At 59.0% G+C, this 25241-nt stretch carries 33 protein-coding genes; 24 read left to right on the top strand and 9 right to left on the bottom strand.

Translation table 11 applies throughout. The annotated features are described in order from the left end of the window. Positions 1-765 precede the first annotated feature (765 nt). Both P0204_RS20955 and P0204_RS20950 read right to left on the bottom strand, forming a co-directional pair. Positions 766-1569: a competence protein CoiA family protein gene (locus tag P0204_RS20955; protein WP_276224594.1), complete on the bottom strand. Its 804-nt coding sequence runs from the start codon at positions 1567-1569 to the stop codon at positions 766-768. 247 nt (positions 1570-1816) lie between these two features. Further along, the gene (locus tag P0204_RS20950) at positions 1817-2578 is read right to left on the bottom strand and encodes a response regulator (protein ID WP_276224593.1); all 762 of its coding nucleotides are present in this window, start codon (positions 2576-2578) and stop codon (positions 1817-1819) included. Between the two features lie 244 nt (positions 2579-2822). On the opposite strand from P0204_RS20950, the gene P0204_RS20945 reads away from it, so the two are divergent. From P0204_RS20945 to P0204_RS20935, 3 genes are all read left to right on the top strand, one after another. Then, entirely contained in the window at positions 2823-3638 is an 816-nt protein-coding gene (locus P0204_RS20945) for an IS5 family transposase (protein ID WP_276223952.1), read from the top strand. A 546-nt stretch (positions 3639-4184) separates the two neighbouring features. Beyond that, positions 4185-5192, top strand: coding sequence for an arsenic resistance protein (locus tag P0204_RS20940; RefSeq protein ID WP_276224592.1), 1008 nt, complete (start codon positions 4185-4187; stop codon positions 5190-5192). 190 nt (positions 5193-5382) lie between these two features. After that, on the top strand, positions 5383-6210 hold the full coding sequence (locus tag P0204_RS20935) for a hypothetical protein (RefSeq protein ID WP_276224591.1): 828 nt from the start codon (positions 5383-5385) through the stop codon (positions 6208-6210). Between the two features lie 1181 nt (positions 6211-7391). Here P0204_RS20935 and P0204_RS20930 read toward each other — a convergent pair. The 4 genes from P0204_RS20930 to P0204_RS20915 form a co-directional block, all read right to left on the bottom strand. Then, entirely contained in the window at positions 7392-8201 is an 810-nt protein-coding gene (locus P0204_RS20930) for a hypothetical protein (protein WP_276224590.1), read from the bottom strand. 86 nt (positions 8202-8287) lie between these two features. Beyond that, positions 8288-8461: a hypothetical protein gene (locus tag P0204_RS20925; protein WP_276224589.1), complete on the bottom strand. Its 174-nt coding sequence runs from the start codon at positions 8459-8461 to the stop codon at positions 8288-8290. 636 nt (positions 8462-9097) lie between these two features. Next, positions 9098-9622 (bottom strand): hypothetical protein, encoded by a 525-nt coding sequence (locus tag P0204_RS20920; RefSeq protein ID WP_276224588.1) that lies wholly within the window; start codon positions 9620-9622, stop codon positions 9098-9100. A gap of 120 nt (positions 9623-9742) precedes the next feature. Then, positions 9743-10744 carry an outer membrane protein assembly factor BamB family protein gene (locus P0204_RS20915; protein ID WP_276224657.1) on the bottom strand — a complete coding sequence of 334 codons (1002 nt, stop codon included), beginning with the start codon at positions 10742-10744 and terminating at the stop codon, positions 9743-9745. Here P0204_RS20915 and P0204_RS20910 point away from each other — a divergent pair. The 3 genes from P0204_RS20910 to P0204_RS20900 all read left to right on the top strand — a co-directional run bounded on the left by P0204_RS20910 (position 10629) and on the right by P0204_RS20900 (position 12288). After that, complete coding sequence (locus P0204_RS20910) at positions 10629-10970, top strand: hypothetical protein (RefSeq protein ID WP_276224602.1); 342 nt, start codon at positions 10629-10631, stop codon at positions 10968-10970. The genes P0204_RS20915 and P0204_RS20910 overlap by 116 nt on opposite strands. Before the next feature lie 175 nt (positions 10971-11145). Beyond that, positions 11146-11904: a beta clamp domain-containing protein gene (locus P0204_RS20905; RefSeq protein WP_276224587.1), complete on the top strand. Its 759-nt coding sequence runs from the start codon at positions 11146-11148 to the stop codon at positions 11902-11904. A 126-nt stretch (positions 11905-12030) separates the two neighbouring features. Next, positions 12031-12288, top strand: coding sequence for a DUF8069 family protein (locus tag P0204_RS20900; protein ID WP_276224586.1), 258 nt, complete (start codon positions 12031-12033; stop codon positions 12286-12288). Positions 12289-12345: 57 nt separating this feature from the next. Here P0204_RS20900 and P0204_RS20895 read toward each other — a convergent pair whose 3' ends face one another. After that, the gene (locus tag P0204_RS20895; protein WP_276224584.1) at positions 12346-12729 is read right to left on the bottom strand and encodes a hypothetical protein; all 384 of its coding nucleotides are present in this window, start codon (positions 12727-12729) and stop codon (positions 12346-12348) included. Positions 12730-12931: 202 nt separating this feature from the next. On the opposite strand from P0204_RS20895, the gene P0204_RS20890 reads away from it, so the two are divergent. From P0204_RS20890 to P0204_RS20820, 16 genes are all read left to right on the top strand, one after another. Further along, entirely contained in the window at positions 12932-13888 is a 957-nt protein-coding gene (locus tag P0204_RS20890) for an ArdC-like ssDNA-binding domain-containing protein (protein ID WP_276224583.1), read from the top strand. A 67-nt stretch (positions 13889-13955) separates the two neighbouring features. Further along, complete coding sequence (locus P0204_RS20885) at positions 13956-14894, top strand: DUF6610 family protein (RefSeq protein ID WP_276224582.1); 939 nt, start codon at positions 13956-13958, stop codon at positions 14892-14894. Between the two features lie 242 nt (positions 14895-15136). Further along, the gene (locus tag P0204_RS20880; RefSeq protein ID WP_276224581.1) at positions 15137-15463 is read left to right on the top strand and encodes a HalOD1 output domain-containing protein; all 327 of its coding nucleotides are present in this window, start codon (positions 15137-15139) and stop codon (positions 15461-15463) included. A 150-nt stretch (positions 15464-15613) separates the two neighbouring features. After that, on the top strand, positions 15614-16459 hold the full coding sequence (locus P0204_RS20875; RefSeq protein WP_276224580.1) for a DUF6884 domain-containing protein: 846 nt from the start codon (positions 15614-15616) through the stop codon (positions 16457-16459). After that, on the top strand, positions 16452-17108 hold the full coding sequence (locus tag P0204_RS20870) for a hypothetical protein (protein WP_276224579.1): 657 nt from the start codon (positions 16452-16454) through the stop codon (positions 17106-17108). Before P0204_RS20875 ends, P0204_RS20870 begins: the two co-directional genes overlap by 8 nt. A gap of 81 nt (positions 17109-17189) precedes the next feature. Then, positions 17190-17864, top strand: a complete 675-nt coding sequence (locus P0204_RS20865) for a hypothetical protein (RefSeq protein WP_276224578.1) — start codon at positions 17190-17192, stop codon at positions 17862-17864. A 39-nt stretch (positions 17865-17903) separates the two neighbouring features. Then, a complete protein-coding gene (locus P0204_RS20860; RefSeq protein ID WP_276224577.1) occupies positions 17904-18701 on the top strand; it encodes a hypothetical protein in 798 nt (265 codons plus the stop codon). Continuing rightward, positions 18590-18958 carry a zinc finger domain-containing protein gene (locus P0204_RS21250; RefSeq protein WP_419181166.1) on the top strand — a complete coding sequence of 123 codons (369 nt, stop codon included), beginning with the start codon at positions 18590-18592 and terminating at the stop codon, positions 18956-18958. Before P0204_RS20860 ends, P0204_RS21250 begins: the two co-directional genes overlap by 112 nt. A 45-nt stretch (positions 18959-19003) precedes the next feature. Then, positions 19004-19339 (top strand): hypothetical protein, encoded by a 336-nt coding sequence (locus P0204_RS20855; protein ID WP_276224576.1) that lies wholly within the window; start codon positions 19004-19006, stop codon positions 19337-19339. Between the two features lie 86 nt (positions 19340-19425). Further along, complete coding sequence (locus tag P0204_RS20850; protein WP_276224079.1) at positions 19426-19707, top strand: DUF433 domain-containing protein; 282 nt, start codon at positions 19426-19428, stop codon at positions 19705-19707. Then, positions 19707-20048: a DUF5615 family PIN-like protein gene (locus P0204_RS20845; protein WP_276224575.1), complete on the top strand. Its 342-nt coding sequence runs from the start codon at positions 19707-19709 to the stop codon at positions 20046-20048. Before P0204_RS20850 ends, P0204_RS20845 begins: the two co-directional genes overlap by 1 nt. 88 nt (positions 20049-20136) lie before the next feature. After that, entirely contained in the window at positions 20137-20439 is a 303-nt protein-coding gene (locus P0204_RS20840) for a hypothetical protein (RefSeq protein ID WP_276224574.1), read from the top strand. Further along, positions 20436-20741 (top strand): hypothetical protein, encoded by a 306-nt coding sequence (locus P0204_RS20835; protein ID WP_276224573.1) that lies wholly within the window; start codon positions 20436-20438, stop codon positions 20739-20741. Before P0204_RS20840 ends, P0204_RS20835 begins: the two co-directional genes overlap by 4 nt. Next, positions 20738-20977 (top strand): DUF8129 domain-containing protein, encoded by a 240-nt coding sequence (locus P0204_RS20830; RefSeq protein ID WP_276224572.1) that lies wholly within the window; start codon positions 20738-20740, stop codon positions 20975-20977. Before P0204_RS20835 ends, P0204_RS20830 begins: the two co-directional genes overlap by 4 nt. A 58-nt stretch (positions 20978-21035) precedes the next feature. Next, positions 21036-21701, top strand: coding sequence for an SWIM zinc finger family protein (locus tag P0204_RS20825; protein ID WP_276224551.1), 666 nt, complete (start codon positions 21036-21038; stop codon positions 21699-21701). A gap of 56 nt (positions 21702-21757) precedes the next feature. After that, positions 21758-22654 carry a transcription initiation factor IIB gene (locus P0204_RS20820; RefSeq protein ID WP_276224549.1) on the top strand — a complete coding sequence of 299 codons (897 nt, stop codon included), beginning with the start codon at positions 21758-21760 and terminating at the stop codon, positions 22652-22654. 130 nt (positions 22655-22784) lie between these two features. Here P0204_RS20820 and P0204_RS20815 read toward each other — a convergent pair whose 3' ends face one another. Further along, positions 22785-23555: a hypothetical protein gene (locus tag P0204_RS20815; protein WP_276224547.1), complete on the bottom strand. Its 771-nt coding sequence runs from the start codon at positions 23553-23555 to the stop codon at positions 22785-22787. A gap of 542 nt (positions 23556-24097) precedes the next feature. Here P0204_RS20815 and P0204_RS20810 point away from each other — a divergent pair. Beyond that, entirely contained in the window at positions 24098-24544 is a 447-nt protein-coding gene (locus P0204_RS20810) for a DUF8030 family protein (RefSeq protein WP_276224546.1), read from the top strand. Next, a complete protein-coding gene (locus tag P0204_RS20805) occupies positions 24541-24849 on the top strand; it encodes a hypothetical protein (RefSeq protein ID WP_276224545.1) in 309 nt (102 codons plus the stop codon). Before P0204_RS20810 ends, P0204_RS20805 begins: the two co-directional genes overlap by 4 nt. Here P0204_RS20805 and P0204_RS20800 read toward each other — a convergent pair. Beyond that, positions 24846-25211: a hypothetical protein gene (locus P0204_RS20800; protein WP_276224543.1), complete on the bottom strand. Its 366-nt coding sequence runs from the start codon at positions 25209-25211 to the stop codon at positions 24846-24848. The two genes, P0204_RS20805 and P0204_RS20800, sit on opposite strands and share 4 nt — an antisense overlap. Positions 25212-25241: the final 30 nt, after the last annotated feature.

Raw genomic sequence — 25241 nt, 5'->3', positions numbered from 1 at the left:
GAGGAAGTCGGGGAGCCGCCAGAGGATGTTGCAGAGTCAGTTCGGTACTTAGATGTGTTTGTGTCGGTGCCGGATGGCGCTGAGTTACCTGGTGATGATGAGGTGATAGTTGAGTGGACGGAACGAGATAGCGAGAGTGGTTCGGTGGATGCTGGTAAGGAGAGCGAGAGCGATGCGAAAACCGAGACAGAGACGGATGTGGAGGGTGGTCGGAAATGAGCAAGCGCAGTCACTTGAGACCGGCTGTATCCAGCATCAACTCGACCGCGAGCACTTTTTCGGCTCCTCACTGTATTGCTCTTGAGCAGTTCTCATCGGCCAGCTGTTTCAGACGAGAGTCCGTCTGAAGAATAGGATTTCAACAGAGCCACTCTCTGTTAGTTTTGAACAGGCGCCTGATTCTGTGTTTTCTCTTTAGAAGACTCTAAGAAGGGGATTAGAACCAACCTCCGCTGAAATCCTTATCTATATCTGACCTCGGTAGGTCACAAAGTGTGCATCGTTCCTCGTACCGGTGCCAGTTGTGATCACAGTGTTCTTGACGCCTCATCAGTCCCGTCTTGATTTCGTAGATATCTTTCTCGGTATGATCAATGATTGAATTTCCATCCGAATCTATAACCTTTGAGGCCCGACATTTCCCGCATCTCTTCCGTTGGACAGAGGTTTTGTACCTAGGGTCCGCAGAATCAGGGTTTTGTTCGATAGAGAACCAATGGTGGATATGTGGTTCAGGGCTGTCGGGAAAGTCCGGTCTCTCACCGTTCACACGTGTATCAAACTCGAAGCCACATGTCTCCTCGAACGCCGGGCGTTTTGAAGGGTCATGCCACCGATATTTGGTTTCACACAGAGCACACATCGCAATCGAGCCCTGTTGTTGAAACTCGTGTGTGCAGTTCGGGAACGGATCCTCTGCTGCCAGTCTTCTTCGAGCTGAAACCACTCCTCGGCCGCAAAGTCATTAAGCACCTCGATTTCAGACCAGTTGTACGGCGTATAAGATACGAATTGTTCGGACTGGAGCGCTAGGTCGATATCAGGAAACTCCCGCTGTGTTTCGACATCTGCTGTATCGATCCAGAGGACAGTGTATCCAGCCTCGATAAAGTCCGCGCTCACCCGAGGAATGTTCTTTTCCTCATGTCTGTGCTGAATCTCTACGGCCAGCCCGCGCCCAAACAACCGGTTTTCCGCTTCGAACTCGGCCATCGCATCGGCCCTGCGGTAGTCGCTCTTGCTGCTGGTCTCTGCAACCTCAACCGGTATCTCCTCCCCGTTTCGTTTTGTATCCAGGCTAACGAACCGGTCTGCGAGAGCCTCGACAGCATACGCTTTCACCCGACTGTGGATCTCAGATTCAGCGGTCTCCCGGCCAACACCATCACACTCGTGTCCGTCCGCACCACCAAGCTTCTCGGTGTGCCAGAAGTGCCGTTTCTTTCCGTCGCCATCCCTGATACCCATCTCACCTCCACACTCCGGGCAGTAGAGTTTGTTCTCAGCATCAACCTGGCCGGGAGAGACTAGTTCCCCGCCCCGCGATCCCAAACGCGCGATGAACGGCATCTACAGTTGCCTCTGTTTATGTTGTGGACGCCACCAATCTCTATCTTTTCTAAATCTCTTGGTCTGATTGAGTTAGTTTGTGCGTCTCACACTGGTTAGGGATGGCAGCTCTCTCCAAAAAATTGTTCGTGCTTCTCGCCGAATGCTCTACCGACCAAGCAAACTGACGGTCAGTACAGGGCCTACAGTCACCAGCGACACGTCGGTAGACACCGGCGAGACAACTCTATCAGGACAGTCGACTAACTTACTGATATACCATCGCCTGCGCGACGGGCTCTCCATGGTAGATTCCGGGAGCGGTCGCAACTGTCGCGGTTTTAATTTCGCCGTTCATCGTCTGTATACGATATTCAATTTCTGGCATCGGTTGATCCTCCGTCATGAGCTGCTCAAAGCGTTCGCGTGAAACGTCCCTATCTTCGGGATGCAGAAACTCGACAAAGGATTTTCCTTCGACTTCAGCGTGTGAATCGGCATCAAAGAATTCCACCGCAGCCTCATTCGAGTAGACGGCTCGTCCCTCTTCGTCGAAGAGAACGATCGGTATCGGAGCAGTATCCACCAAATTGTGATAGCGCTCTTCAGTTCGCTCAAAGGCCGCTTCGGCGCGCACACTCTGGACCGAGTTTCGAATTCGATTCGTGAGGATCTTGTACTGGTCTGTCCCGGTCTCTTTCTGGAGATACTCGGTGACCCCGGCAGAGATCGCCTCGCTTGCGATTTGTTCTGAACCGCGCCCGGTAAACAGGATAAACGGAAGGCTCGGATACTCGTCTCGAACCAGTTCTAAAAAATCAAGCCCATTCTTTCCCGGCATGTCGTAGTCACTCACGATACAGTCGAGGTCCTCGACTTGGAGAATTGATAATGCGTCGTCTACGCTTGTAGCAGTGCAGATCGATAGCGCCGAATCTTCACTTTCGAGAATGTCCTTAACCAGATCCGTGAAATCGGGTTCGTCGTCGACGTGAAGGACCTTCACGTCCTCCAACGCAAATGAACTCATAGCGAAAGGGTTGTAAGTGTAGTTCTAACCTCAGGCAATTAGTGTTTGTGCCAACTGTTAGCATAGCTTGCCAGCTCGCTTCGATGACTTGGCACACCTACCTACCTACCTACCGGCTGTTTCAGCGGGAAAGGTGTGGATTCAATAGGAGTTGCCTTGTTTTGCCTGCTAATGGCGGCAGCCTCAGACGCTCAGACGGGAATATTCCGTTAAGCTAACCCGGAAATGGACGCCGTCTGGCGATATGGTATCGCTCAGACGGCTAGCGTGGATGTGTCGAGAACTTGCCAAAGAACACGTAGACGATCCTGACGTACCCGCCGCGCCGGAAGGCGCGGACGGGTACGCCGAGTGGACACAGATAGCGTTGATTCTGTTCCGTGTCGAACTGGAAAAGAGTCTACGAGAAACTGAAGACTATCTCAACGAGATGTCCGGTATTTTAGCTGTATTCGGCCTTGAGGAGGCTCCACACTACAGCTCGATTTGTCGGTGGGAGGATGAGTATCGGATGCGTGAGCTCCGCCGCCTGCTCCGCACTTCGGCGGAGCAGGCGGGCTGGAGCGGTGAAGCAGCGATTGATGCAAGTGGCTTCCAACGCGATCAGACGAGCTACCACTACCGCGACCGCGCAGACTTCTCATTCCAGAAGATGAAGACGACGATTCTGATTGACGTGAACACGCTAGCAATCAAGGATACTCATTACACGACGCAGAAGGCGTGGGACGGCCATATTGGGATGCAGGTCTTCCGCCGGAACGCGGAAGACCTGCGTGTGTTGTCTGCTGACGCCAACTACTCTTGGAGCGACCTCCGTGAGGAGTGTCGCTCCAACTCAACGCGGCCGTTGATCAAGCACCGAGAGCAGACACCGCTACAGAAAGCTCACAATGCACGAATGAACGAGGACTACAACCAGCGCTGGATGAGTGAAACCGGGTTCTCGCAGTTGAAGAAAGACGACGGCGAGAAGCTCCGCTCCCGGAGCTGGCACGGCCAGTTCCGGGAGCTCACACGCAAGTGCATCGTGCATAACCTAACGCAGGCGGCGAGTTAGGCTCGCCGCCTGCTCCCCTTCTCCGGACATATCCAGGAGAGGTATCGCCGTCGTCACTTGACCGTGGGAACAAAATGCCATAGTTCTGATCATTCACCAAGCACCAGTAGTGACAGCTACTGCATCGTCTGGTCCCGAAATTGTGCCGCTGACGCTGTGAAAATGTGTCTGAGTAGCCCTATCCGGCCGTTGTCTTGTGATTAAACAAGGCAATAGGAGTTCAACAGAGCCTCGAATTGCAATCCTGCCTTTTACGCTACTCAAAGGCAGTAGCCCCTTCCTTAGAAACTGGTCGTGCTTCTCCCAGCATACTCGACCAAGCAAACTGACGGTCGGTACAGGCTAACAGCTGACCGTCCAGAGTAACGATTAATGCGTTACACAAGTGCCGCGGTTTGGTTTCTACGATAACAATCCGCTCACTTTTCAGACGCAGACACCTCGCATGATACACAGTCAAAAATGCATGTGCGCACCGCCACACGAGGCTGGACATCCCTATGATTGGTTCTCCTGACTTAGCCGCCGGGGTACAGTAGTACGGCTATGAGTGGGCTCTCGAAACGGTGGATTCAGCACAATCAGGTCGCACTGTATGCCGTTTCCGTCCTGTTCGCTATCGGTATCGGTCTCGGGATACCGGGTGCGAGCGCGGTCCTAGAACCGCTGATAAATCCTGTTCTGGCAGTCTTGTTGTATGTGACGTTCTTAGAGATCCCGTTCATTCGCATCCGCCGAGCGTTCCGGAACGGGCGATTCATGGGGGCAGCTCTCGGAATGAACTTCGTCGTCGTTCCGGTGGTCGTGTTTGGTCTCACACGGTTCCTGCCACAAGAGCCGGCAATTCTTGTCGGCGCGTTCATGGTGTTGCTGACGCCGTGTATCGACTACGTTATCACGTTCACAGAACTCGGTGGGGGCGACTCCGAACAGATTACGGCCGCGACACCCGCTCTCATGCTGATTCAGCTCGTGTTGCTCCCGCTGTATCTCTGGCTGTTCATGGGTCAGCAAGTCGCCGAATTCATCGAAGCTGGCCCATTCATCGAGGCGTTCATCGTGATTATTGCCATCCCCCTCTCACTCGCGTGGGCGACGGAATACTTCGCAGAGCGTTCTCCCCGTGGCGAAACGTGGCAAGACGTGATGGGGTGGCTCTCGGTACCGATGATGGGCGTAACACTGTTCGTGATCATCGCCTCACAGCTCCCTCGGGTACAAGATTCAATCAGGAAGATCGCTGCTGTCGTCCCGATATACGTCGCCTTTCTGGTCATCATGCCGCTCCTTGGACGGCTCGCGGCTGGACTCCTCGGAATGGGAGTTGGAGAAAGCCGCTCGCTGGTATTCACATCGGTGACACGGAATTCGCTTGTCGTCCTTCCCCTGGCACTCGCACTGCCATCAGGTTATTCGCTTGCGCCAGCCATCGTCGTAACCCAAACACTCGTCGAACTGTCGGGCATGGTAATTCTCACACGGGTTGTGCCGAGTAAGCTTGTACCTGATACCGCTGGTCAATCTCTCAGTGTGGACGGCGTGCAAGGTAAGTAACCCGTATATTACTCTCCTCCACCATATTCCTCGAACGTTCACTACAGAGGAAGAAAGTAGCATCTCAAGTATAAAAGAGTCCTATTGAATGAACACGACTGTATCGAAGTGGACATAGAACAGTACGAACTGTGGAAAAAGCTGAGCCTTTCGGAATATTTTATTATCCAGTGTTAAATAGTCGGACTGAATGAACAAGGCCTTTGTTGTCATTTCAATATTGGTTCTGGTCGCGGCCACGCCCGCAGTCGTACAGGCGACTGACGACGAGATCGCTGATAACTGTGATTACACGCCGTATAGTATCGAGGAACTTGAGGACAAATACGACGCGAACGCGACAGCCGTCGGCGGCGCGATCAACTCACCCGGAGATACCGACGCGTTGTCGCTTCAGGCTGAGAAAGGCGATTATTTCGCCGTGACTATCTTCCATGAGAACATTGGCGACGCGGAACGGCGGCTCACGTTTGACCTCAGTCCAGACACGTCGGCTGCCGAATTAGAAAACATGGAAGAGTACCGTACTGACGCCGATTATTACAAGCGTTCGGAGCCGACGGAGAATGCGTCATTCAAGATATATGCGGAAGAAGACGGTCCCATCTGTCTCCGTATGTTCGAAAACGGTGGATTCCAGAGTGAGTACAAATGGAGTTTCACGATCAGCCAGAACAACGAACACCGGTGGTATCCTGCTTCCGATGGATCGGCGCCGACCCCAACTCCATCACCCACGCCTACCGAAACCCCGACGCCGACCGCGACCCATTCTCCAACCACGACCGATACGGTCACTGTAAGTGATACGAACGGAGGTACGGAGGAAGACACCATCCAAGACAGCGACGGGGACGGCGTGATTGACTCCGAAGATTACGCCCCGAACGACCCTGACGTGCAAGAAAAAAGTGACCTCGTAGACACGACGACCGGCGGGTCCGGTCCCGGCTTCGGACTTGAACTGACTGTCACCACGCTTTTGCTCATAGCGGTTGCCGCCACGCGGAGGTCCTGACGGTCTGTTATCTTGTTTCGCCGTTTTTAGCCAAGCGCCCTTAAAAACTGAAACCACAGGCTTGTTGATTTCACCGTGAAACTGATTGAATATGGTGGTAGGGAGGCATACCCACTGAACAGCTGGTTCAACCCAGCGGTGCTGAAATCAACTCTGTGGGAACGGCCCATCGACTCCGTCTCTATGTATTCGATTTGCCCCGTTGACTCCCGTATTCACGGTGGCAACTCTCTCCAGAAAACTGGCCGTGCTTCTCGCAGAAATTGTGATCAAAACCAGAAGTCTCTGGTGCTGCCCTCAAACGACGAAACATCGGACAGATTCTGTAGACGCTGTTCGGCTTCTTTACGCCGTAGTCCGTAAACCTCCACCACCTCGGGCGTAGCCAGAGCCCCGTGTTCGTTCACAAAGCCCTGCAGTTCCTTTCTCTGGAAGACCCTGGAACGTGAACTCTATGCTGAATAGAGAGCGCGGATCTTGCACGAGAAAAACTACGGAGCCGATTAGGCCGAATCGCGCAGCACAGTCGAACTACCGTTCAGTCTCGGAGCAACCAAACCAGCGAACCTATCAGCAGAAGCGCGCCAACGAGTATCAACCCTCCGCCTGTTTGCGGTGATTCATCAAGCATGGTCGTACCGATTGCCATCGTTGTGATACCGAGCAATAAAAACAGAAGCTTCCATACTATATTGGGGACAAATTCTAGTATCACATCCAGAATAAGTCCAAAGATATCGTCAATCACCATCTCAGCGTGGTCGACAGTTTGACACCTCGTAAAATAAAAGTTTGACATACTGTCCGCAAGATCACAGGTCGACCCTGTGCGGTGAGTTACTCGCTGATCGAGCTAAGGTACACTGGTGACTCTACAATGCTCGACCGCATGGTCGAGAAGGCACTGAGAAAGCTGCTGTTTCCGAAAGCGTGCTCGGCCGGTGCCACGGTCGCCGGCCCGAAGGACGGTCAGAACTGGACCCCGGACCTGTGATTGGGTGATATCTCAGACCAAAATCCTGATTCATTGTGGTTTACCGACGACAAGCGATGCTTAGCCAACCGCTGGCCAAACCGTCGATAATCGCGACGGCGGGTACCGTGGTCGCGAATCCGCTTCCGCTGTAGGGTGTCTGGTTCGGCGACCTGGCGGTGGGTTCGCTGTTAGTGGAAGATCGCACTCAACAGAGCTCCACGGTGATCGTCTCTCCAGCTTCGGTGGTGAGCCTGTGTGTGTCCTCCCCAGCGATGGATGCCTCGTATGAATCGCGAGATGGGAGTTCGGCCTCTTCGAGTCGCTTTTCGACCGCTCGCCACTCGATCCGGATCGGGGCGTCCCGGCTCTCGCTGGGACCGATAGTTGCCGACGCGCCTGAGTCGACGACCGAACCCACTCTGACAGGGATCGTCTGTTCCGCCTTTCCGTTCCCCACCACGCAGCGAAAACTCGGCAACTCGAACGCGTGTCTGAACAACCCGCTCTCGTTCCTGACTTCGACGGTACCGATCCGATCGGTCCGTGTCTCGATCGTCTCGGCGATCGTCACCTCGTACCGTACCACCTCGCCTTCGTTACGGTCGACAGCGGCGAGTGTTAGGGCCGCGCCAACGAGAACCACTCCGGCCGTACCGGCCAGTTCGATCCCGCCGGCGAGGACACCCGAACTCAGCAGCCAGCCCAGACACACGAACAGCACCGCCGAGATTGCGGAGATCGCGAACCGGCCGATCCGCTGCCAATTGTACCACTTCACGAGGTAAAACGACGAGACGGCGTATCCGGCGCCACCGATTGTGAAGCCGACGAGTGAGACGGCTCCGTCCCCGAATACACCGACGGACAACAGTGACAGCGAACCCGCGTACAGTAGGGCGAGTTTGGACGTAACCGAGAGGGATAGCAGAATATCGCGGGCGAAGTAGACGACCGCGAGGATACCGAAGACCGCACCGAACCCGTACGCGATCACACTCGGACTGACTGGACTCATGATCCACCTCGCCGCAGAGCGTGTGCCGGAGGTCCCCGTCTTTCGACTGGTATGGTAGGCATTTTCGGGCAGAGCGACAGTCGTGCTCACGCAGCGCGTTTCAGTATCTGCGGTACGACGATGACCTCGAGGGCAGCGATGCCGAGTGCTGCCCACCTGATGGCCCCGTCCAGAAACGTGAACGCGATGGCTGTGATGACGACAGCGTTGATGGCTGGGAAGCCGTAGTGCGCGAGCGGGTTCTCAAGGATGGAGGGCATACGGTATCAACAAACGGATGATCGATGTTAGTAATTTATATTCGGAGGGACGACCCCAGCAGGGCTACCGGTTTGACCACCTCCAGGGGTCGTGTATATATACTGTCGACGATCGGAGGGAACTGTATGCGTCGGTGGATGTGGATGCTGACGAAGATCCATCCTACAGCTACATAGTTATCGGACTCACGGGAGTGAGTCTGACCGTCGTACTCGGCCGTCCGGGGCGCTACACGGTCGGTATTGCTACCCTCGAGTTTGATGGGTTCTGATTCGTACTCGTCTGTTCATCATGCTGCTTGTACGTTCTGTTACTGACGAGTCCGATCCAGCCCAATATGATGCGGGGCAGTAACGCGACGAACGAGCAGTCTAATTTCGAACCAACAGGCCAGAGCAGGATCCGAGGCGTTGTTGGCTTCACTCATCGCCGGTTAAATATCGGTCTCGAATTTTCTTGAAAGAGTAGATCACGACATTGATCGCCAGCACGAGAAGAACAGTGAGTACCATCCCGACTGGATCAGTCGCGCCGTACTGTAGTGTAACACCTGACTGGAGGACAACAGCGTTAGCAATCATCTGCGGGGACCACATCGTAGTTCCTATGACAAGCTGAAATTGATTACGATACTACTATGATTCGGTGTGCCCGCCGCTGATTGGCGACGCAGTCACGACCAACAGGTCGTATCCGACCAAGGCCGCCATCGCGGCCGTCGGTACGGCAAGCAGAAGTCCGCCGGCGGGGTCGAAGTCGACGCCGGACAGCGAAATACCTACGTAAAGGGCCGTCAACGACGGGCCGCCGGCAAGGGCGGCGCCGAGTCGCACCTGTCCGCTCCGGAGATAGCCCCCGCCCCAGGCGACGAGTCCCGGGACGATGACTATCAGAGAGAGCACAGCCAGCAGCCCACCGTAGACACCGCCGACGAAGTCGTTCGGGCCAGCTGACGTGACTAGAGCGGTCCCGAACAGCCAGACGAGAGCCACTAGAAGCGTCACCCGGGCGGTCCAACGTTGCCAGTCCGGCATCGCTGGGCCGTCGCGTCGGTAGAGTGCGTACAGCCCGGCAAGGACGAACACGTTCGCGCTGACGGTCAACGCCGGGACGACGACACGCTGTGCCCAGACCGCGCTGAACGGCGCCGGGTCGAACACGTACGAATCCCCCGGCCGGGGGGGCAGGCCAGACCCCGAGCGGGAGCATCGCGCCGAGCAGACACAGCGCGCCGACGACGGCCAGCGGTCCCCCGCTCCGTGATGAGGGACGCCACACGGTCAGTCACCTCCGAGCGCTGCGACGACACCTTCGGGCGAAACTGTTACCAAGGCATCGTCAAGCACCGCCGGCGGCTGTAGCCCGTCCTGCAGCGGGTATCGCCAGGTGGCGTCGCCGAAGTCACTCGTGAACGCGACCAACCCGGCTGACTGGAGCGTGAACAGGCCGTCGCCGGCGGCAGCGGTCACGGCACCGCTACCGACCTGCGAGCACCACCGTGGCGTCGGCTTCCCGTCGGCCGCCCGGTCGAACGCGAACGTCGCGTCGCCGGCCTCGCCCGGTGATTCGACCGCGTAGATGCTCTCGGGCGTGACGACCGGCGGGGCCAAGAACCGACCACGATCGATCCGCCACTGTTCGGAGCCGTCCGACAGCGCTCGACCGACTAGATCGTTCCCCGTGCTGAGATACACCGTCCTGTCCGCGACGACGGCGTGCTCATTCGTGCCCGTCGGCACGGTCCACCGGCGCTGGCCGGTTTCAGCGTCGAGAGCGACCGTCCGATCCTCGCCGACAAGGATCGTGTCGTCGGCCACCGCTGGGTCCCTGGCGTCGACTGAGGCCGTCCATCGTGGACTGCCGTCACGAGTATCTACCATCGTTAGCCCGTCCGTTGTCGGACAGATTACCCCCTCACCGGTTCGCGCCGGCGTCCCCGCACCTGTCACGTTGTCCGCACGCCACAGAGTGCTCCCGTCCGCGATGTCGAGGGCGATGACGCCGTCGGCCGTCGGACAAATCACCGTCTCGTCCGTAACGATCGGGGACGCTAGGTTCTGGCCGTACCCGTGTGCTGACTCAACGGCCGCCGGCACGAGGTCGCGGCGCCATCGTTCGGTGCCGTCACGGAGCGACAGGCCGAACAGCCCTGCTCTGGTGGCTACCATGACCGTCTCCTCGGCGACGATCGGTCCACTCGTCAGCCGCTCAGTCTCGTCTCCCGAACTGACGGAGATAGTCGACCGCCACTGGACTGACGGCGTCGGTGACGGAGACTCCACTGGAGTGTACCCTGTATTCGCCGCGTCGAACCTCGGTGACGGCCACACGCCATCGGGGATTGTTTCGAACGCCGACCCGTCGGCCGTCCCGACGGTGTGTGACGGCTCCGGTGTGTCGGTGTCTGGACAGGACGAGGAGCAACCGGCGATACCGGCGACCGCACCGGATACGACTGTCCCGAGGAACGTACGTCGCAACGTGGAGGGCATCAATTACGGTGTCTGACCGATTTACAAAAATAACCAGTGGAGTCTCTCAGTTAGAGAGATACCCCACTGTGTGTTACACGGGGTCCATCGGGCGCCTCATAACCAGACGAAGAGTTGGTGGGAAATGCATATACTCATCTCACGGGAACTCACACCATATTTGTTTCCAGGAATCGTCATCTCTGTTCACGTTGGATGCGCCCCGCCATCTCCGGATCAGCGGCGAGATCCAGGTGTTCGACCAGATCTTCACCGCCGCCGGGGCGGTTGCGGACGAGGTTCGAGTTGGTGTGTCGACGTCGACGCTCGCGATCAGAGCGGGCGACGTCATGAACCACCTGATGGTTGACCTGAGTGTCGACGGAGACTCTTTCGAGACGTTCACGGCGGGTCCGGGGACGCTGGGGGTGACTGTCAGCCGAGTCCGGGAAGCACTCTCGATCGGGGAGCCGGACGACCTCGTACAGTTCTCTCTCAAAGCCGCAAGTGGAGCGCTGGAGATCACGATCAACGGAATTTCCCGAACTGTAGACCTCGAACCAGTCGAGTTGCTCCGCAACCCACCGAATATTCCGCCCGTGGAGTTGCCAGCGACGGCGCACTTCGACCAGGGAGACTTCAAATTCGCACTCAGGGCGGCGAAGAAGGCCAACGATCGTTTCGATCTGACCGTCGACCCCGACGCCGGCGAACTCCGGTTCGAGGCTGTTGGAGACACCGACAGCATGGTCTACCGGCGCGAGGCGACCGATCTGGTGGCATTCGACCCCGCTGACGTCCAGGCAGCCTTTGACGCCGATCTGGCCACATCGGTAAGCAAGGGGCTGCCCAGCGGGGCCAACCGTGTTCTCCATATCGGAGACGAACTGCCGCTGGTCGTCAAGTCGCAGTTCCCCGACGCAGACGGAGCCTGTCAATTCATTATCGCGCCGAAAATGCCCGAAGAGTAGCTGAGTGGGTGGTTTTCTCCGGAAGCGGTGGTGTGTTTAACCAACGCTGAGACCCGTTTGTCGCGTCTGTTGGTTAAGCCGATTTTCTGCGCCCCTGGCGGGTGAGGGCCAACCCTCGTGAGCACAATGGACCCTGCAATACCAGACTACGAACGCTTCGAGCGCCGACAAATCGCACAGGACCGAGACCGACAGCGGCCAGATACCTTCAAGGTCGACGAGCAACGAGCCCGCGATATTGTTCAGCGACTAGCCGACGAGGGGACGGTCTCGTTCATTCCAGAGGCCGGAGTGATCTGTCACGATCCGTCGGGCAAACTGTTCGAGTCCAACACCGCGCTGGCGTACTTCCACAAGGGGTGGGAATCAGCGGAAAGCGAGTAAGAAAACAACGGAATCTTTACTGATTTCTTCATCTCTTCAGAGGTCAGTACAGCGGTACTACTCGACAGCCGTACTTGGAGAAGATAAGTCATCTATGCCCCCTCTATCCTGTTCAAGGTTAAACTGCCAGTATATGACAAAGAACCCGGCGAACAGCCCTCCCCAGAGATAGAACCCACCGCTCAGCCCCCATATCCCGAAGGTTCTGATGGCCCACAGCGTAAAGAGCAGCGCCGAAAGCCCGACCCATCCCAGTTTCTTCGGGTCTTGTTCTTGGATATGGACGAGGTAGCGAACGACACCGACGACACCAAACGCAATCCAGAAGACTCCTCGGAGTGCAGGCGACGACCGACCTTCCCTCTTGGCTTCCCGATAGGTATACTGGCCGATCAGAACCAGAAAGAACAGCGAAACCAGTCCCTCTGCTAACCACGCCATATCTTTTCTTGGATCTTAGAGCTCAAGTCGCTTCTGGTGGATGCGCACACCTACTGATCAGCTGGTTCGTCCCAGTAGCTCTGAAAACAGCGCTGCTCTCTGACAGCCTGTGCCAGCTCCCTCAAGCAGTACAGCAGCGGGATTTTCTGCCCCCCAGGGGAGGTGCGGGGTCGTGCCCGAGAGCGCGATCCGACACAGAACCATGTCGACGACACAGAGCAACCTCCCCGACCAGGAGCACAGCCAGCAGACCACTACCTTCGACGATTCGGACAGCCGTGCCGACGACATGCGCGAGCGCCTCAACGGGTGGGTCGAGGACCTCGCTGACCTCACCGACGAGGCCCAGGCCAGCGAGCAGTTCCAGCGCTGGCTGGACGTCCAGTCGAAGTTCCATGACTACTCGGCCCGGAACACGCTGCTCATCAAGATGCAGTGTCCCAACGCGACCCGCGTTGCGGGGTACAACACCTGGAAGAACGAGTTCGATCGCTACGTCCAGGAAGGGGAGTCGGCCATCTGGATCTGGGCGCCCATCATCACGAACAAGTGTCCCGAGTGCGGGAACTCGCCGTCGTACCACGAGAACACGGATTGCGAGTACGACGAGACCGACCCGGACGAGTGGTCCCGCGGACTGGTCGGGTTCCGGCCAGCTAGCGTTTTCGACATCTCCCAGACCGAGGGCGAGCCACTCCCCGAACTGGAGACAGAGACCCACGGCGACCCGGAGGGACTCGTCGAAGACCTTCTGGCTGGGACCGACGAAATCGGCGTCGACGCCCAACTTGTCGAGTCCGACGAGTGGGACCACGGAGCCGCAAAGGGGGTCTGCACGCGCCGAAGCGTGACGACGACCAATCCTGTGGTCGAAGTGAAGCATCAGGACAACCGAGCAGCAGTCGCGAGCGTGCTGATCCACGAGTTCGCCCACGCCAAGCTCCACTTCGACGTCCAGGACGACACGGAACGGGACAAGCGTGAGGTCGAAGCCGAGGCCGTCGCCTACATCGTCAGTCGACACTTCGGGCTGGACCCGGACAACTCGGCGTTCTATCTCGCTGCCTGGGATGGGGACGCAGCCGAGACGTTGCGGGACCGCCTGGATCGGATCTCCTCGACAGCAGCGGATCTCATCGACGCCGTCGAAAACGAGTAACCACCAGGGTGGGATTTTGTGGCGCGCTGGCCAGCTGGGCGCGCCCGATAGTGGCGCGCGATACTCCATGTCCTCCGAGGCGATCCACTCCTGGTCAGCGACGGCCATCGGCGACGCACAGCACGCAGACTACGTCGGATTCCTCCATCGCGAGCCCTTCGTGATCGACGCCTACGCGCGGGGATTCGCCGTCGGCGTTCGCGAGGACTACTCCTATCAATCGTCGCTCCGGAACGTCGACATCCCGGTCGAGATCCTCGACAACGACTTTCGGAATCCCGACCTGGACCGGTACATCGAGCGGTTCGAGACCTACGAGCCGTCGGTCGGGATACTCGGCGATGCGTACGATCGCCAGGAGGCCAGACGCTACAACAAGGCCGCACGGGAGCTGACACGGAAGTTTCCGGAGACGGAGATTATTGTCGTCCCGAAGTGCCGAGAGGCTATCGACGAGATCGACGAGGACATCGTACTCGGGTACCCGCTGGGCTACTCCGACCAGACCGCCCAGGAGTACATAGATATCGTCGACTGGCGGGGCCGGCGAGTGCATCTACTGGGGGCGAGTCCCCCGAAACAGTACGAGGCCATGGAGGCGCTGACACAGCCGCGTGTCACCGGCGAGGAGCCAGCCGATATCGTCGGCGTCGACTGGAATGGTATCCATCTCGCGGCGTTACACGGCGAGTATTTTACGCCCCACGGCTACGGCACGGCTGACCATCTCTCGATCCGGGAGACGGTTCGCGAGAGCCTGGAGTGGATCAAGCGATTCTGGCAGGACAAGGGCGTCTGGCCCAGCAGCGGAGACGCTCGAAGCCCGCTAGAGAGCGAGCCGATGGACCCCGTTTGGGCTGTCGACGGCAGCCGGGCGACTGCGGAGGCTCTGGAGGACGCCATCGTCATCGAGTACGAGAACGGCCAGACACTCGCCTATCGCGATCAGCATGAGCGAGAGCGAATCGAATACCGGGAGGGGCTGACGCCGAAGGCCGAATACTGAGGCCAGCTAGCATTGGTTTCTGAAACCATCGGTCCGTGACAGGTCTCGGTGGACTTGCTGCATACAGGGCGCGTATCTCGCATGAAATCCTTGCCAGAAAGAGGCCGCTTGAATCGGTCAGTACAGGCTGCTCACCGACCGCTTAAACCGACCACGTAATAGCCAAAACGTGTCTTCAACTATCTCCTTGCTATTCTTTCTCCCTAAAAAACAAATACCACCCGCTACACGTTTTGTCTATCATGACCGAGCAGAGTGTCTGTGAGTGCACACCCGTAGTAGGGACACGGTTTGAGGGTGAACGCGGACGCCCCCCGTCTCTGGCAATTATCGAAGCGGTGGCAGCAGCCGAGGGCATCAGCCCGATAGAACTTGACCCATTGTCCGACGAGATCGACTTAGAATCGATAGACAAGTTGCTCACAGGCCCTGACGGTACGCCGAACCTTCTCCATTTCTCCGTGAATGAATGGGATGTTTTTGTTCGTGATGACGGTGCTATCCGGGTATGTGACCCAAACCATGTAACCGATCCCGAACCGGTGTTCGAAAAACCGGTCTGTGATTGATACGCACACTGAGCAGTTGAGTCAGTAGAGCGTCTCTGAAAGAGACGGGCCGTCGTGCTGCGTAGAACCTCTGTATCTCGCACGTTAGTTTACCGCCAACAGCCTCTAGTAGCGGTTTTTTGACTCCCTGACGGGGTGAGGGAGTCAACGATGACCACCACGCAGACAGAACGAACCCGCGGCCGCTTCGTACTCATCGGTTGCGGCGACGCGAAAACCGACGATCCAGCCGACGCTCGCAACCTCTACACGTCCTCGTATTTTGCGGTCAAGCGCAAGTACGCCAAAGCGGCCGTCCAGTGGGCACGAACCGCCGACCGACGAGCAAACGCCTGGGGCGTCCTCTCCGCCGAACACGGCGTGTTGCTGCCCCGCCAGACGGTCGCTCCCTACGACACCACGGTCGAGGACCTGCGGGGCGAACCGATCGACGGAGAACCACACTACCGGCTCCCGTCGGGAGACCGAGTCGCAACCCGTCTAGATCAGTGGGCGCTTCGTGTCCACTCGGCTCTGGGCGATTGGCTTCGCCGCCCGTTTGCCGCCGATCAACAGGAGTCGCCCTGCCGGGAGTTGGTCGTACTGGCAGGCAGTGACTACGTCGATGCGCTTTGCGAGCGCGAGATTTTCGACGGACGGCCGACCGCCATTCGGACCGATCGCGAGACGTACCGAGCGCTCCCGCCGAAAGCGACTGTCCGGTTCCCCTTCCAGGAGCGGGAGTTCGACGGGATGTTCGACCAGATGGCGTGGCTCTCCGACCGGGCTGAGGACCTTGACACAGCCGCCACGCCCGCCAGAGAATCGGAACTCTCAGCCTTCGACGGGGGCTTCGAGCGCAAACGTGCCTCGTGGCAAACAGACCACAGTAGCGTCGACGTCGACGGCACCGAGCAGGCAGGCCTGGAAGCGTTCGAAGACGTCCCCGAACGATTCCTTGCCACGAGGCAGACGAGCCTCGCGACCGACGGCGGCGAGGGAGGCCAAGATGTGTAGTCCACGAGGGCGTCACATCGAACGGGCAGCCGACGTTCGCGTCGGGACGCCGCTAGATCGAGAGACGATCAGATCCACCGAGACTGGATTCCTGGCCGTCTGTGCTGACCACCACTGTTCCTGGCAGGGCTTGTTCCCGAGCCGAGAGATGGCCAGCGAGGCAGTCGAGACACACGTCGAGCGAGCCCGACGGTCTCCGGATTACGACTACCACTTTGGCAGCCAGTACCCCTTCGTCGTCGAGTTGCTCGACGACACGACGGCACGGGTCTGTCCCGATCAGGATCTGGACCCGCTCAAGCCGTGGAAGGCCAGCTACGACGGCCAGAAGCTCACGCGAGCGGAGTGTGAGCGGCCACCTCTCGACGAGGAACTGCATCGGGGAGACCTTCTCGAGTGCCATAGCCCTGGCGACGGCATGGTCCTTCAGGTCTCTCGCACCCGATCGTTCGGCCTGCCCGCGTTCAGCATCGTGTACGTCTCGCCGGAGGCCGCGACCAACGAAGACGGAAGTTATCGGGAAGCGGACTACCGATACCTCAACAAGTACGTCACTCGCGACGGCGAGGCGGTTCGTGTCCCCGACTCCGATCGGCTATCGTTCCTGGGACAGACAGACGCACAGAGTGACCTCCGGCGCTGGTCTTAACCAACACTGGGTCGGGTTCCTGTGGGTGTGTTGGTTACAACGCAGCCAGCCCCGTTTTCTGTTCCTCCAGAGGGTGAGAGGATGTCGACAGACAGTTCCACTCCGACCGAGGAAACGGCTCACGACTACTCCGGCGGCTTCGAGTTCATCACGCTCGCCGGCGACCACGAGATCGAGGCGGCGTACTCCTGGCGGTACGTCGACCGTATCCAATTGCGGGAGGGCGATACAGTCCGAATCGAGGACACCGACGGCTACTATGTCGAGGACGAGGAATTTCATTGTACTTGCGGCGAGGAGTTCGAGAGCGAAGCAGCGGCCAAAACCCACCTTCGGGAGCAGGCAGTCCAAGGGCCGCCGGTGCCCAACGCCGACGCCCCGACCCCGATTTCCTGGCAGGACGAAGTGACCGACGAGTGTGACGGGTTCGTCCAGCTCCGCCTGGGTCGTGGCCGTTCCACCGGCAAGGTCGTCGACGGGCAGGAGTATCTCGTCGCCGTCTCCCGGGCAACATACACGCCGCCAGCTGGGTTCCGGTTCGACGCCTGGGAGCCACTGGAATCCGGACGACTCACGTTCCCCTCCGGGCGACCACTGTTCTCGGCGCGGTTGCTGTCGCGAGCGCTCGCAACGCTCGTCGACGGCCACCGGTACACGCCTGAGCGGTACACGCTGTACTTCCTGGGCGATGATGGGATGCTGCTGGAGGGGCCAGACAGCGCGGTTCTCGTCGCTCCGAAACAGTCCTCACAGTAACTCACAGGGTGGTTTTCTGTTCCTCCGGCGGGTGAGAGGATGGCTACTCACCCACCCACGCAGTCGTTCCAGCATCGTCCGTCGACGAGCTGTACCTGTCCGATTCATGCGGGCGGCGACCCGTTCACGGTGCCGCTGGGGGTTCGATTCGCCGACCACGTCGACGTCGCCCCGATCAACCGGGAGACCGCAGCCGCCGTCTACGAGGCCCACCACTCATACATGGACTCGCTGCCGTCGGTCAACCTCGCCCACCACGGGCTGTATTTCCAGGAGTCGCTCGTCGGCGCGATTACGTACCGGTATCCGCTGATCTCGAAGAAGCGAATCCGGTACGGCGTCGACGGCCAGTTGCGTCCCGAACCCGTCGACGTCGAGGCATTGCCACGAGGCATTCGGCCAACAGCCCGCCGGGTCCTCCCGTCGACGGACGAGCCCGTTGTCGACAGCGAAGTCGTCGCCGGCGACACGATCGTTGAGGTCGCCCGGATCTGTCTCGGTGTCCGGATGCCCAACCTCGCCTCGGCAGCGCTGGCCCGCTCCCAGGAGCGTTTCGTTCGCGACCACGAGGACCGCGGTATCAGGTTCCTTCTGACCTGGGTGCGAGCCGATTTCGACGGCGCGATGGTTCGGGCCCTCCGAGACAAAGGCTGGACCTGTACCGGGTATCGGGAGCCAGGGCAAGCGAGCAACCGTGAGGACAAGCCGATTCGCGAGCGGTTCAAGTGGCGGTTTCTCTGCCCGGTCAAGCGCGTTCGCGAGCGGTTCAAGTGGCGGTTTCTCTGCCCGGTCAAGCGCGTTCGCGAGCAGTCAACGCTCGGACGGTGGTCAGAGTGACCGTCCAGTGTTCGACCTGCGGGGAGCAGTGGGAGCGAGATCCAGCGCTGGAAGTCGACTGCCCCGCCTGTGGCGCCGACGTCGGCAGCCAGTGTCGCCGGCCCAGCGGGCATCCCTGCGCTGTCCATGCTGGGCGAGACAAGCGAGCGCTCCGCGAAGTTGCGGGCTACGAGCAGTGTCCAGGGGCGGACCCAGAGCAGTCCGACACGGCCGTCGACCGGTCGCAGACAGATATTACGCAGTGTTCTAAGCGATAACTTAATCCATATTTTTATTTTATATTCCTGTTGAAGTGGGAAAATATGTTACCAGAAACTGTCAAAGAAAGTCTGGTGAACGCTCTGGAGGCGGATCGGCAGGCGGCCCGGAACGTGGCTGTTCAGTGGTTCGAAGATGTGCCACACAACGATGTCGATCTCGCAAAGGGCGACGGCCAGACCACGCTCCGGTCCTGTGGGTTCACGGCAGTCTTCGAGCACGGCGACGGCGGGTACGAGTCCCAGGGAACAGCCTCACTCAATTTCGTGTACGATGGCGAGGAGTACATTCTTCGGAGTCTCACGGTTCCTTTCGAGCCGGTGAGCCACGCCGTCGGGGCCGGAGGGTCGGTTCGGTTCCCGCCGTTGAATACCAGTTAGAGAACTCCCTCGATTGTGGCCCCCTGGTACAGTAGCTGATATTCTGAAGCCTGCAATTCAAGTACCGACGGAGTGTACAGAATAATATGAGTCAAGTGGCACGTCAGATCGTTCGTGAACTCCATGACGAGCCACATCTAGAGGGACGACGAATCACGGTTCAGTTCATCAAGACACAGATCGAAGACCGTGGTCTCAGTCCCCGAACTGTCGCTGACCGCCATGATATTGATGTCGCAGATGTGTATCGTGCACTCACGTATTATTACGATCACCCAGAAGAGATGCAGGTCGTAGAAGCCGACAGAGAGGCAGCGATCGAAGAGCACGAACACCTGACCACCGATCCTGACGACGTCCGGGACTGATGGCGTATCGTATTTTGGCCGACGAGAATATTGAGCGTGCGACGGTCACGTATCTCCGGAAGCTCGGTCACGACGTGGAGTGGATTCGAGACGTCTCCGAACTTGGTGTCGGTAGTTCTGATACCGCTATCGCCAGTTACGCGACGGCCGGAAATCGGCTGATTCTGACCCAGGATGATGATTTCTTTACCGAGATGGACCTCTCTCAGAGTCCAGGGGTTCTCTTCCAGAAAGACCAGACGCTCGCTGCACGCGAAGTCGGCGACATCGTCCACGAAATGTCTGAGTATCTCGATCAAAAGGATGTCACGCTGGAATATGTCAGTTCTAACTGGCTGTAAGAGGGGTTGACAGCTCGTCGGTTTCCTACCGTTACAGACAGACTAGCTCTCTCCCCCGGGTTTTGTGTGCCTCCTTGGAGGTGAGAGGATGTCTCGAAACCAGTCTCGACCCGGCAGTGTGGGTGTCTCGTGTCAGAACCACTCGGCGTTCATCGAGTCCATCGCGAGGAGCGCTCGCGAAGACGCTAGCGACCACGACCTCGAAGCCGTGGTCCTGCGGGCGGTCGCCCGGCACTCGGAGATCCTGGATCTGCCGGACGTACTGGAACTGCGGACGGTCCTGGACGTCGACCTCGACGAGACGGCGCCGCTGGAGGCCCGCGTCGCGACGATCGTCGACGCCATCGAAGCAACGGTCGCCAGCTGGCCCCAACAGGAGGCCCCGGAATGAGCTCGGAGGGGACCGCAACGCTGGGCGACTTCGGCGCCGGTGGCCGACGGTCGGAGGCGATGATCGACAAGAAGCAGGCGGCGATCGACGCTACCGTAGGCCAGTGGGAGTTCCAAGCCCGGACGCGGAACATGATCGGCTGGCACGTTCCCGACACGACGGCGGCGCTGCTCCTTCGGTCGACGGACCAGGGCTGGGTGCTTCGGCGGGCTGGGAAGTTGATCGGGTCCTGCAAGACACTCGACGAGGGACTCTCCTTAGCTCGCAAGCACATGCAAGAGCGCCCGGAGGGGCGGCGATGAGCGACGATCGCGACGCGATCCTCGACGAACTCCCGCCCGAGCGGCTGTTGGACGGCGACCACCTCCAGCCGATCATAGCCGGGATTCGCTGTATGCACTCTGTCGAGACCGTCCAGCAGTATCTCGCCTACGAGAACCAGCACCGGAACCGCACACCAGTGCAATCGAACTTGCGGATGCGAGCGCGGGAGCTTCGTCGAGAAGAAGCCGAATCAGGTGAGCAGATTCCGGGCTGATTTTCTGCACCCCCGGTGGCTGAGGGGTGTCCCAACGAGGACGTCCCGCCTGCAACACATGGCTACCACCCACACTACGCAGATCGACGTCGAGGAGGCTAGCCCGGACAAACGCACCGTCGCCGCACTCACCGAGGTGATGACAGTCCTAGATTCCATCGGTCGGGTGCGGGACGCACCCGGTCTGTTCCTGGTCAACTCCAGTTCTGGCTCGGAGTATCTCGTCGACACCTACCAGGGAACGTGCGAGTGTCCCTGGCAACAGTACAACCCCGACCAGGAGTGCAAGCACCGCAAGCGGGTCGCCTTCGCGACCGGCGAGCGACCCATCCCCGAGTGGATCGACGCCGGCGCCCTGGACGACCAGTTCGGGATGCACGTCGACGGCGAGCCGCGCCGAGCGGTGGCCGACGGGGGTGTCGCGCAGGCCCGCGTTGACGATGGCGGTATCACCGACCCAGCCGAGGACCCCTTCGCAGTCCGCTCCGAAGACGAGCCACGGACCAAGCGGGCCAAGCGCGAGTCTATCGACGTCGCCTTCTTGGAACAGCCCGGTGTGTACGAGGTCCACTCGGCGTCGGACAGTCGCTACGAGGTCGACGTCCTCGAGGAGACGTGTACCTGTCCCGACACCGCCGATCGGTGCAAGCACCTCCGGCGTGTCGATATCGAGATTCGCGAGGGGCTGGTGCCCCGCCCCGACGGCAAGCTTCCCGACGCCTGACCAGCAGTGACGCGGTTGTTTTCTGACTCCCGAGGCGGGTAGAGGAGCGATTCTCCATGTCTTCGCGTGTCCAGACACGACTCGACGCATCGACGCAGAACTGTCCCGAGTGTGGCGCCAGCCTGGCCACGGGCGGCCAGGAGACACACTGTCCGGAGTGTGGCCTGGTCGTCGACGAGCAGCCCGTCGACCACGGCCCCGAGTGGCGCTCGTACAACGACGAGGAGTGCAAGCGAACCGGCGCTCCCCGAACAGTCCTGCGCCACGACCGGGGCCTCTCGACAACCATCGGGGCTGCCGACAGGTCTGACATCTCCGCGAGTCGGCGCCGGCGACTTGCTCGACAGCGGCGACTCCACAGCCAGTCCAAATTCGAGAGCAAGCGCGATCGGAACCTCGCACACGGACTTGGCGAGATCCGGCGGATGGTCAGCGCCCTCGAACAGGCTCACGCGGTCAGAGAGCGGGCCGCGACGCTCTTCCAGCAGGCCCAAGACGCCACCCTCCTGCACGGGCGGTCGATCGAAGGCGGTGCAGCGGCCGCCGTGTACGCTGCTGGCCGGTGCAACGGCGTCGTTCGCATGAGCGACGTGGCCGAGGTCGCTCGGTGTTCAGAAGGGCATATCTGGACCTGCTACCGGGCATTTCAGGCGAATCTCGAACTCCCGATTCCTGTCACGCTGCCCGTTGATTGGGTCCCAAAAGTCTGCTCGGACGTTCCCCGACGGGTGCCCCACGACGTGCAACAGCGCGCGAGCCAGCTAGCCGAGCAGGCCACCGAGTCGGCCCAGATCAACGGGAATCCGGTGGGAATCGCAGCTGGCGCGGTGTATCTCGCCAGTCGGAACGCCGACCAGCGGATCACGCAGGAAACTCTGAGCGGGGCCACCGATCTCTCGACAACGACAATTCGGCTCTGGTTCCAGCGTCTCCAGAATCACATCCTCGACTAGGGGCTTCTACAACGGCCGCTGGTAAGACGAAGGTTGATCGGTACAGTATTACTAAGTATTAAAATACGGCTGATCGGTCTAATCTGAAAATTACGTCACAACGACTCTGGTTGTTGTACAGGCTACTTCATCACTTGAGCTCTTGTAATCGTCTGCGGGCAGACCAGTAGTAGCCCAATACATAGATTCCATTGCCTGCGAGCAACAGTATCGGATCCAACGCCGAGATTGAAAGTTCGACTGCTCCCGCTGAGAGAACTTGTTCAAACAGCTCGAAGTTGTACAGTTGTGCCCCGGTAACTGACAGAATCAGCCCAATAACCATTGGAATGAAACGTGGTTCAACCGAGTAAATTCGAGAGTCAACAGATGAGAATTTGAATCCCAGTCCGAAAACGGAGAGTAAGCCGACCAAGAGCGTCCAGATAAGCGTAAGATCGTACGTTTGAGAAACGACGACTGGCCCGAGTACCAGCACCCATACTGCAGCCCAACCGGCAATCAGTAACACCCCAACGATGATCGCTGCACGGCGGAATCGGCGCCTAATTGTCGCAGAGAGACTACCCGACCCTGTCCCACTCACGAACCGGATTATCTTGCTTACTAATCGCGTCGCGGCGACACCCTCTATCCACCGCCCGGCAAGCAATAGCCCAGCGGCGAAAATGTACGTCCGACGCATATAGAACGGAACGAGCATCAACCCGCCGCCGACGAACGCACAGAGCAACATCACACCGGTGAGTGTGACTGAACGTGATTCACCAGCAATCGAGAACGATCCGAACGTCACGACTACGAGAATGAGTCCAGCAGCGAGCAGTAGCGGTCCCAACCAAGTGGGCACGTAGTCGAGGAGCAATGATAACTGAAGGAGAGGCACATTGGCTGGAATCATCCCATCACCAAGATTCGACTGGCGAAATAGACTGGCGCGACGAGCGCAGCCACATAGAAGAGCCAACTACCGATATTGAACACGAACGCCAGTCTGAGTAGCAAGTCGGGAGCAAAGTATCCGATCCCCGCCAGGAGGAGAACACCACTCCCAGCCATGAACAACATGACGGTCGTTTCATTGGACTGGCGAGACGAATCAACCATCGCTAGAACAAGGGAGAAGACAACGAGTCCGACTCCAATCCATCGGATCAGTTCTAGTTGCAAGGGTTAGTCACTGCTGAGATTGTTACGTTTCGAGTTCATAAAAACACCGTACGAGCATGAGCATACCAGAGACCTTCTCTCGTGAAATTCACTATCAACCCAATGGTACACAAATTGGTTGGGTCATTCACTGTTCTACAATGTGAAATACGGTTTTGAGGCTGTTCATAGCAGACCCTCAGAGTAGTACTGGTCGCCAGATGACCCTGACAGCGATTTTCTGCGCCCCCAGGGGGTGAGGGGCGGTCCACAAGAGCGTCCCGACACAGAACGATGTCTGTCAACAGCCAGGCCGACGGAGTCGCACAGCCAGCAAGCGAACCCGCAGATCTCGTTGTCGACGAGGTCGATGCACCAGCACACCACGATCCCTGGAGTTCCCTCGAAGCGAAGGTCCCGACGCTTCGCTCGCCAACGGAGGTGGCTGCCTTCGTCGAGTGTGTCCTAGTCGAGCTTCGCCACGAACCAGTGGCCGCTCGGTACCGCACCAAACAGACGCAAGGCGGTGTCGCGACGATCTGGTGTCGCACCGAGCACACGGGACTGACCGTCGACGCCGAGTACGTCCAGCTCCGGGACGACCCCCGGAACGGCGTCGACATCGAACCCTGCTCGCGAGCAACGGTCAGGGAGGCGCTCTGTGAGTGTCTCGATCACGAGGAACTCGGCCGCATCGACGTCCAGCCACTGGCCGCCATCACCCTGGGGGACCAGCGATGAACGAGTTCCAGATCGTCGCCCTGGCCGGTGGGCTCGTTGGAACGCTCGGTGGAATCGGACTGGAGATCCTGTTGTCTCGGTGGATGGGCGACTCCGAGCCAGTCGCCGGCGCCGCGGCAGTGGTGGTTTCCTCGGCAGGCATCGGACTGGCACTGTCGCCCCTGCTGGTCGCGACGATCCAGACTGGGACGCGTTTCGGATACGGTGCTGGGATCGTTTCGTTCCTGCTGCTGGCAGTAGTCCTGTTCCGGATCGTCGAAGCGATCCGCGGAGCAGCGAAGGCACAGGCGCTGCCGGACCACTAGCGCTCGCGAGTCGGGAGGGAGAGATCGCCGAGAGCAGCCCGCTGGCGAAGCACACACAGATGCGGGCAGACCTCGGTCGACTGGAAGACCTGGCAGCTACACCAGCCAGCATGCTCGCCAGTGGAATACTTGGCGAGTGAGCAGTTGGCCGGGCAGTCGCCGTCGACAGCCACTAGAAACAGGTCCAGGCGACCGCCGCGGTCAATGTCGACGCTTGCCTCAAGTGCAGCGCTCCAGGTCGTCGACCGGGACTGGCGAATCGTCTCGAAATCGAGGTTGCGCGTGCCCTCAGGTTGGCGGGCGACCCACTGGTTCGGGGCAGAACAATCGCTGGTCGGGATGGGGGACTCGGCTGTTTTCATCGGGGAGTCCTCGTGGTCTTTCCTACTAGC

The organism is Haloarcula halophila, assembly GCF_029278565.1.
GTDB classification, from domain to species: Archaea; Halobacteriota; Halobacteria; order Halobacteriales; family Haloarculaceae; genus Haloarcula; species Haloarcula halophila.
This window is presented reverse-complemented; position numbering and strand designations above follow the sequence as displayed.

Bases quoted from the DNA above. Each gene is read 5' to 3' on its own strand.
- P0204_RS20955 (WP_276224594.1), bottom strand. From the start codon at position 1,569: ATGCCGTTCATCGCGCGTTTGGGATCGCGGGGCGGGGAACTAGTCTCT.
- P0204_RS20950 (WP_276224593.1), bottom strand. From the start codon at position 2,578: ATGAGTTCATTTGCGTTGGAGGACGTGAAGGTCCTTCACGTCGACGAC.
- P0204_RS20945 (WP_276223952.1), top strand. From the start codon at position 2,823: ATGGTATCGCTCAGACGGCTAGCGTGGATGTGTCGAGAACTTGCCAAA.
- P0204_RS20940 (WP_276224592.1), top strand. From the start codon at position 4,185: ATGAGTGGGCTCTCGAAACGGTGGATTCAGCACAATCAGGTCGCACTG.
- P0204_RS20935 (WP_276224591.1), top strand. From the start codon at position 5,383: ATGAACAAGGCCTTTGTTGTCATTTCAATATTGGTTCTGGTCGCGGCC.
- P0204_RS20930 (WP_276224590.1), bottom strand. From the start codon at position 8,201: ATGAGTCCAGTCAGTCCGAGTGTGATCGCGTACGGGTTCGGTGCGGTC.
- P0204_RS20925 (WP_276224589.1), bottom strand. From the start codon at position 8,461: ATGCCCTCCATCCTTGAGAACCCGCTCGCGCACTACGGCTTCCCAGCC.
- P0204_RS20910 (WP_276224602.1), top strand. From the start codon at position 10,629: ATGACCGTCTCCTCGGCGACGATCGGTCCACTCGTCAGCCGCTCAGTC.
- P0204_RS20900 (WP_276224586.1), top strand. From the start codon at position 12,031: ATGGACCCTGCAATACCAGACTACGAACGCTTCGAGCGCCGACAAATC.
- P0204_RS20895 (WP_276224584.1), bottom strand. From the start codon at position 12,729: ATGGCGTGGTTAGCAGAGGGACTGGTTTCGCTGTTCTTTCTGGTTCTG.
- P0204_RS20890 (WP_276224583.1), top strand. From the start codon at position 12,932: ATGTCGACGACACAGAGCAACCTCCCCGACCAGGAGCACAGCCAGCAG.
- P0204_RS20885 (WP_276224582.1), top strand. From the start codon at position 13,956: ATGTCCTCCGAGGCGATCCACTCCTGGTCAGCGACGGCCATCGGCGAC.
- P0204_RS20880 (WP_276224581.1), top strand. From the start codon at position 15,137: ATGACCGAGCAGAGTGTCTGTGAGTGCACACCCGTAGTAGGGACACGG.
- P0204_RS20875 (WP_276224580.1), top strand. From the start codon at position 15,614: ATGACCACCACGCAGACAGAACGAACCCGCGGCCGCTTCGTACTCATC.
- P0204_RS20870 (WP_276224579.1), top strand. From the start codon at position 16,452: ATGTGTAGTCCACGAGGGCGTCACATCGAACGGGCAGCCGACGTTCGC.
- P0204_RS20865 (WP_276224578.1), top strand. From the start codon at position 17,190: ATGTCGACAGACAGTTCCACTCCGACCGAGGAAACGGCTCACGACTAC.
- P0204_RS20860 (WP_276224577.1), top strand. From the start codon at position 17,904: ATGGCTACTCACCCACCCACGCAGTCGTTCCAGCATCGTCCGTCGACG.
- P0204_RS20855 (WP_276224576.1), top strand. From the start codon at position 19,004: ATGTTACCAGAAACTGTCAAAGAAAGTCTGGTGAACGCTCTGGAGGCG.
- P0204_RS20850 (WP_276224079.1), top strand. From the start codon at position 19,426: ATGAGTCAAGTGGCACGTCAGATCGTTCGTGAACTCCATGACGAGCCA.
- P0204_RS20845 (WP_276224575.1), top strand. From the start codon at position 19,707: ATGGCGTATCGTATTTTGGCCGACGAGAATATTGAGCGTGCGACGGTC.
- P0204_RS20840 (WP_276224574.1), top strand. From the start codon at position 20,137: ATGTCTCGAAACCAGTCTCGACCCGGCAGTGTGGGTGTCTCGTGTCAG.
- P0204_RS20835 (WP_276224573.1), top strand. From the start codon at position 20,436: ATGAGCTCGGAGGGGACCGCAACGCTGGGCGACTTCGGCGCCGGTGGC.
- P0204_RS20830 (WP_276224572.1), top strand. From the start codon at position 20,738: ATGAGCGACGATCGCGACGCGATCCTCGACGAACTCCCGCCCGAGCGG.
- P0204_RS20825 (WP_276224551.1), top strand. From the start codon at position 21,036: ATGGCTACCACCCACACTACGCAGATCGACGTCGAGGAGGCTAGCCCG.
- P0204_RS20820 (WP_276224549.1), top strand. From the start codon at position 21,758: ATGTCTTCGCGTGTCCAGACACGACTCGACGCATCGACGCAGAACTGT.
- P0204_RS20815 (WP_276224547.1), bottom strand. From the start codon at position 23,555: ATGATTCCAGCCAATGTGCCTCTCCTTCAGTTATCATTGCTCCTCGAC.
- P0204_RS20810 (WP_276224546.1), top strand. From the start codon at position 24,098: ATGTCTGTCAACAGCCAGGCCGACGGAGTCGCACAGCCAGCAAGCGAA.
- P0204_RS20805 (WP_276224545.1), top strand. From the start codon at position 24,541: ATGAACGAGTTCCAGATCGTCGCCCTGGCCGGTGGGCTCGTTGGAACG.
- P0204_RS20800 (WP_276224543.1), bottom strand. From the start codon at position 25,211: ATGAAAACAGCCGAGTCCCCCATCCCGACCAGCGATTGTTCTGCCCCG.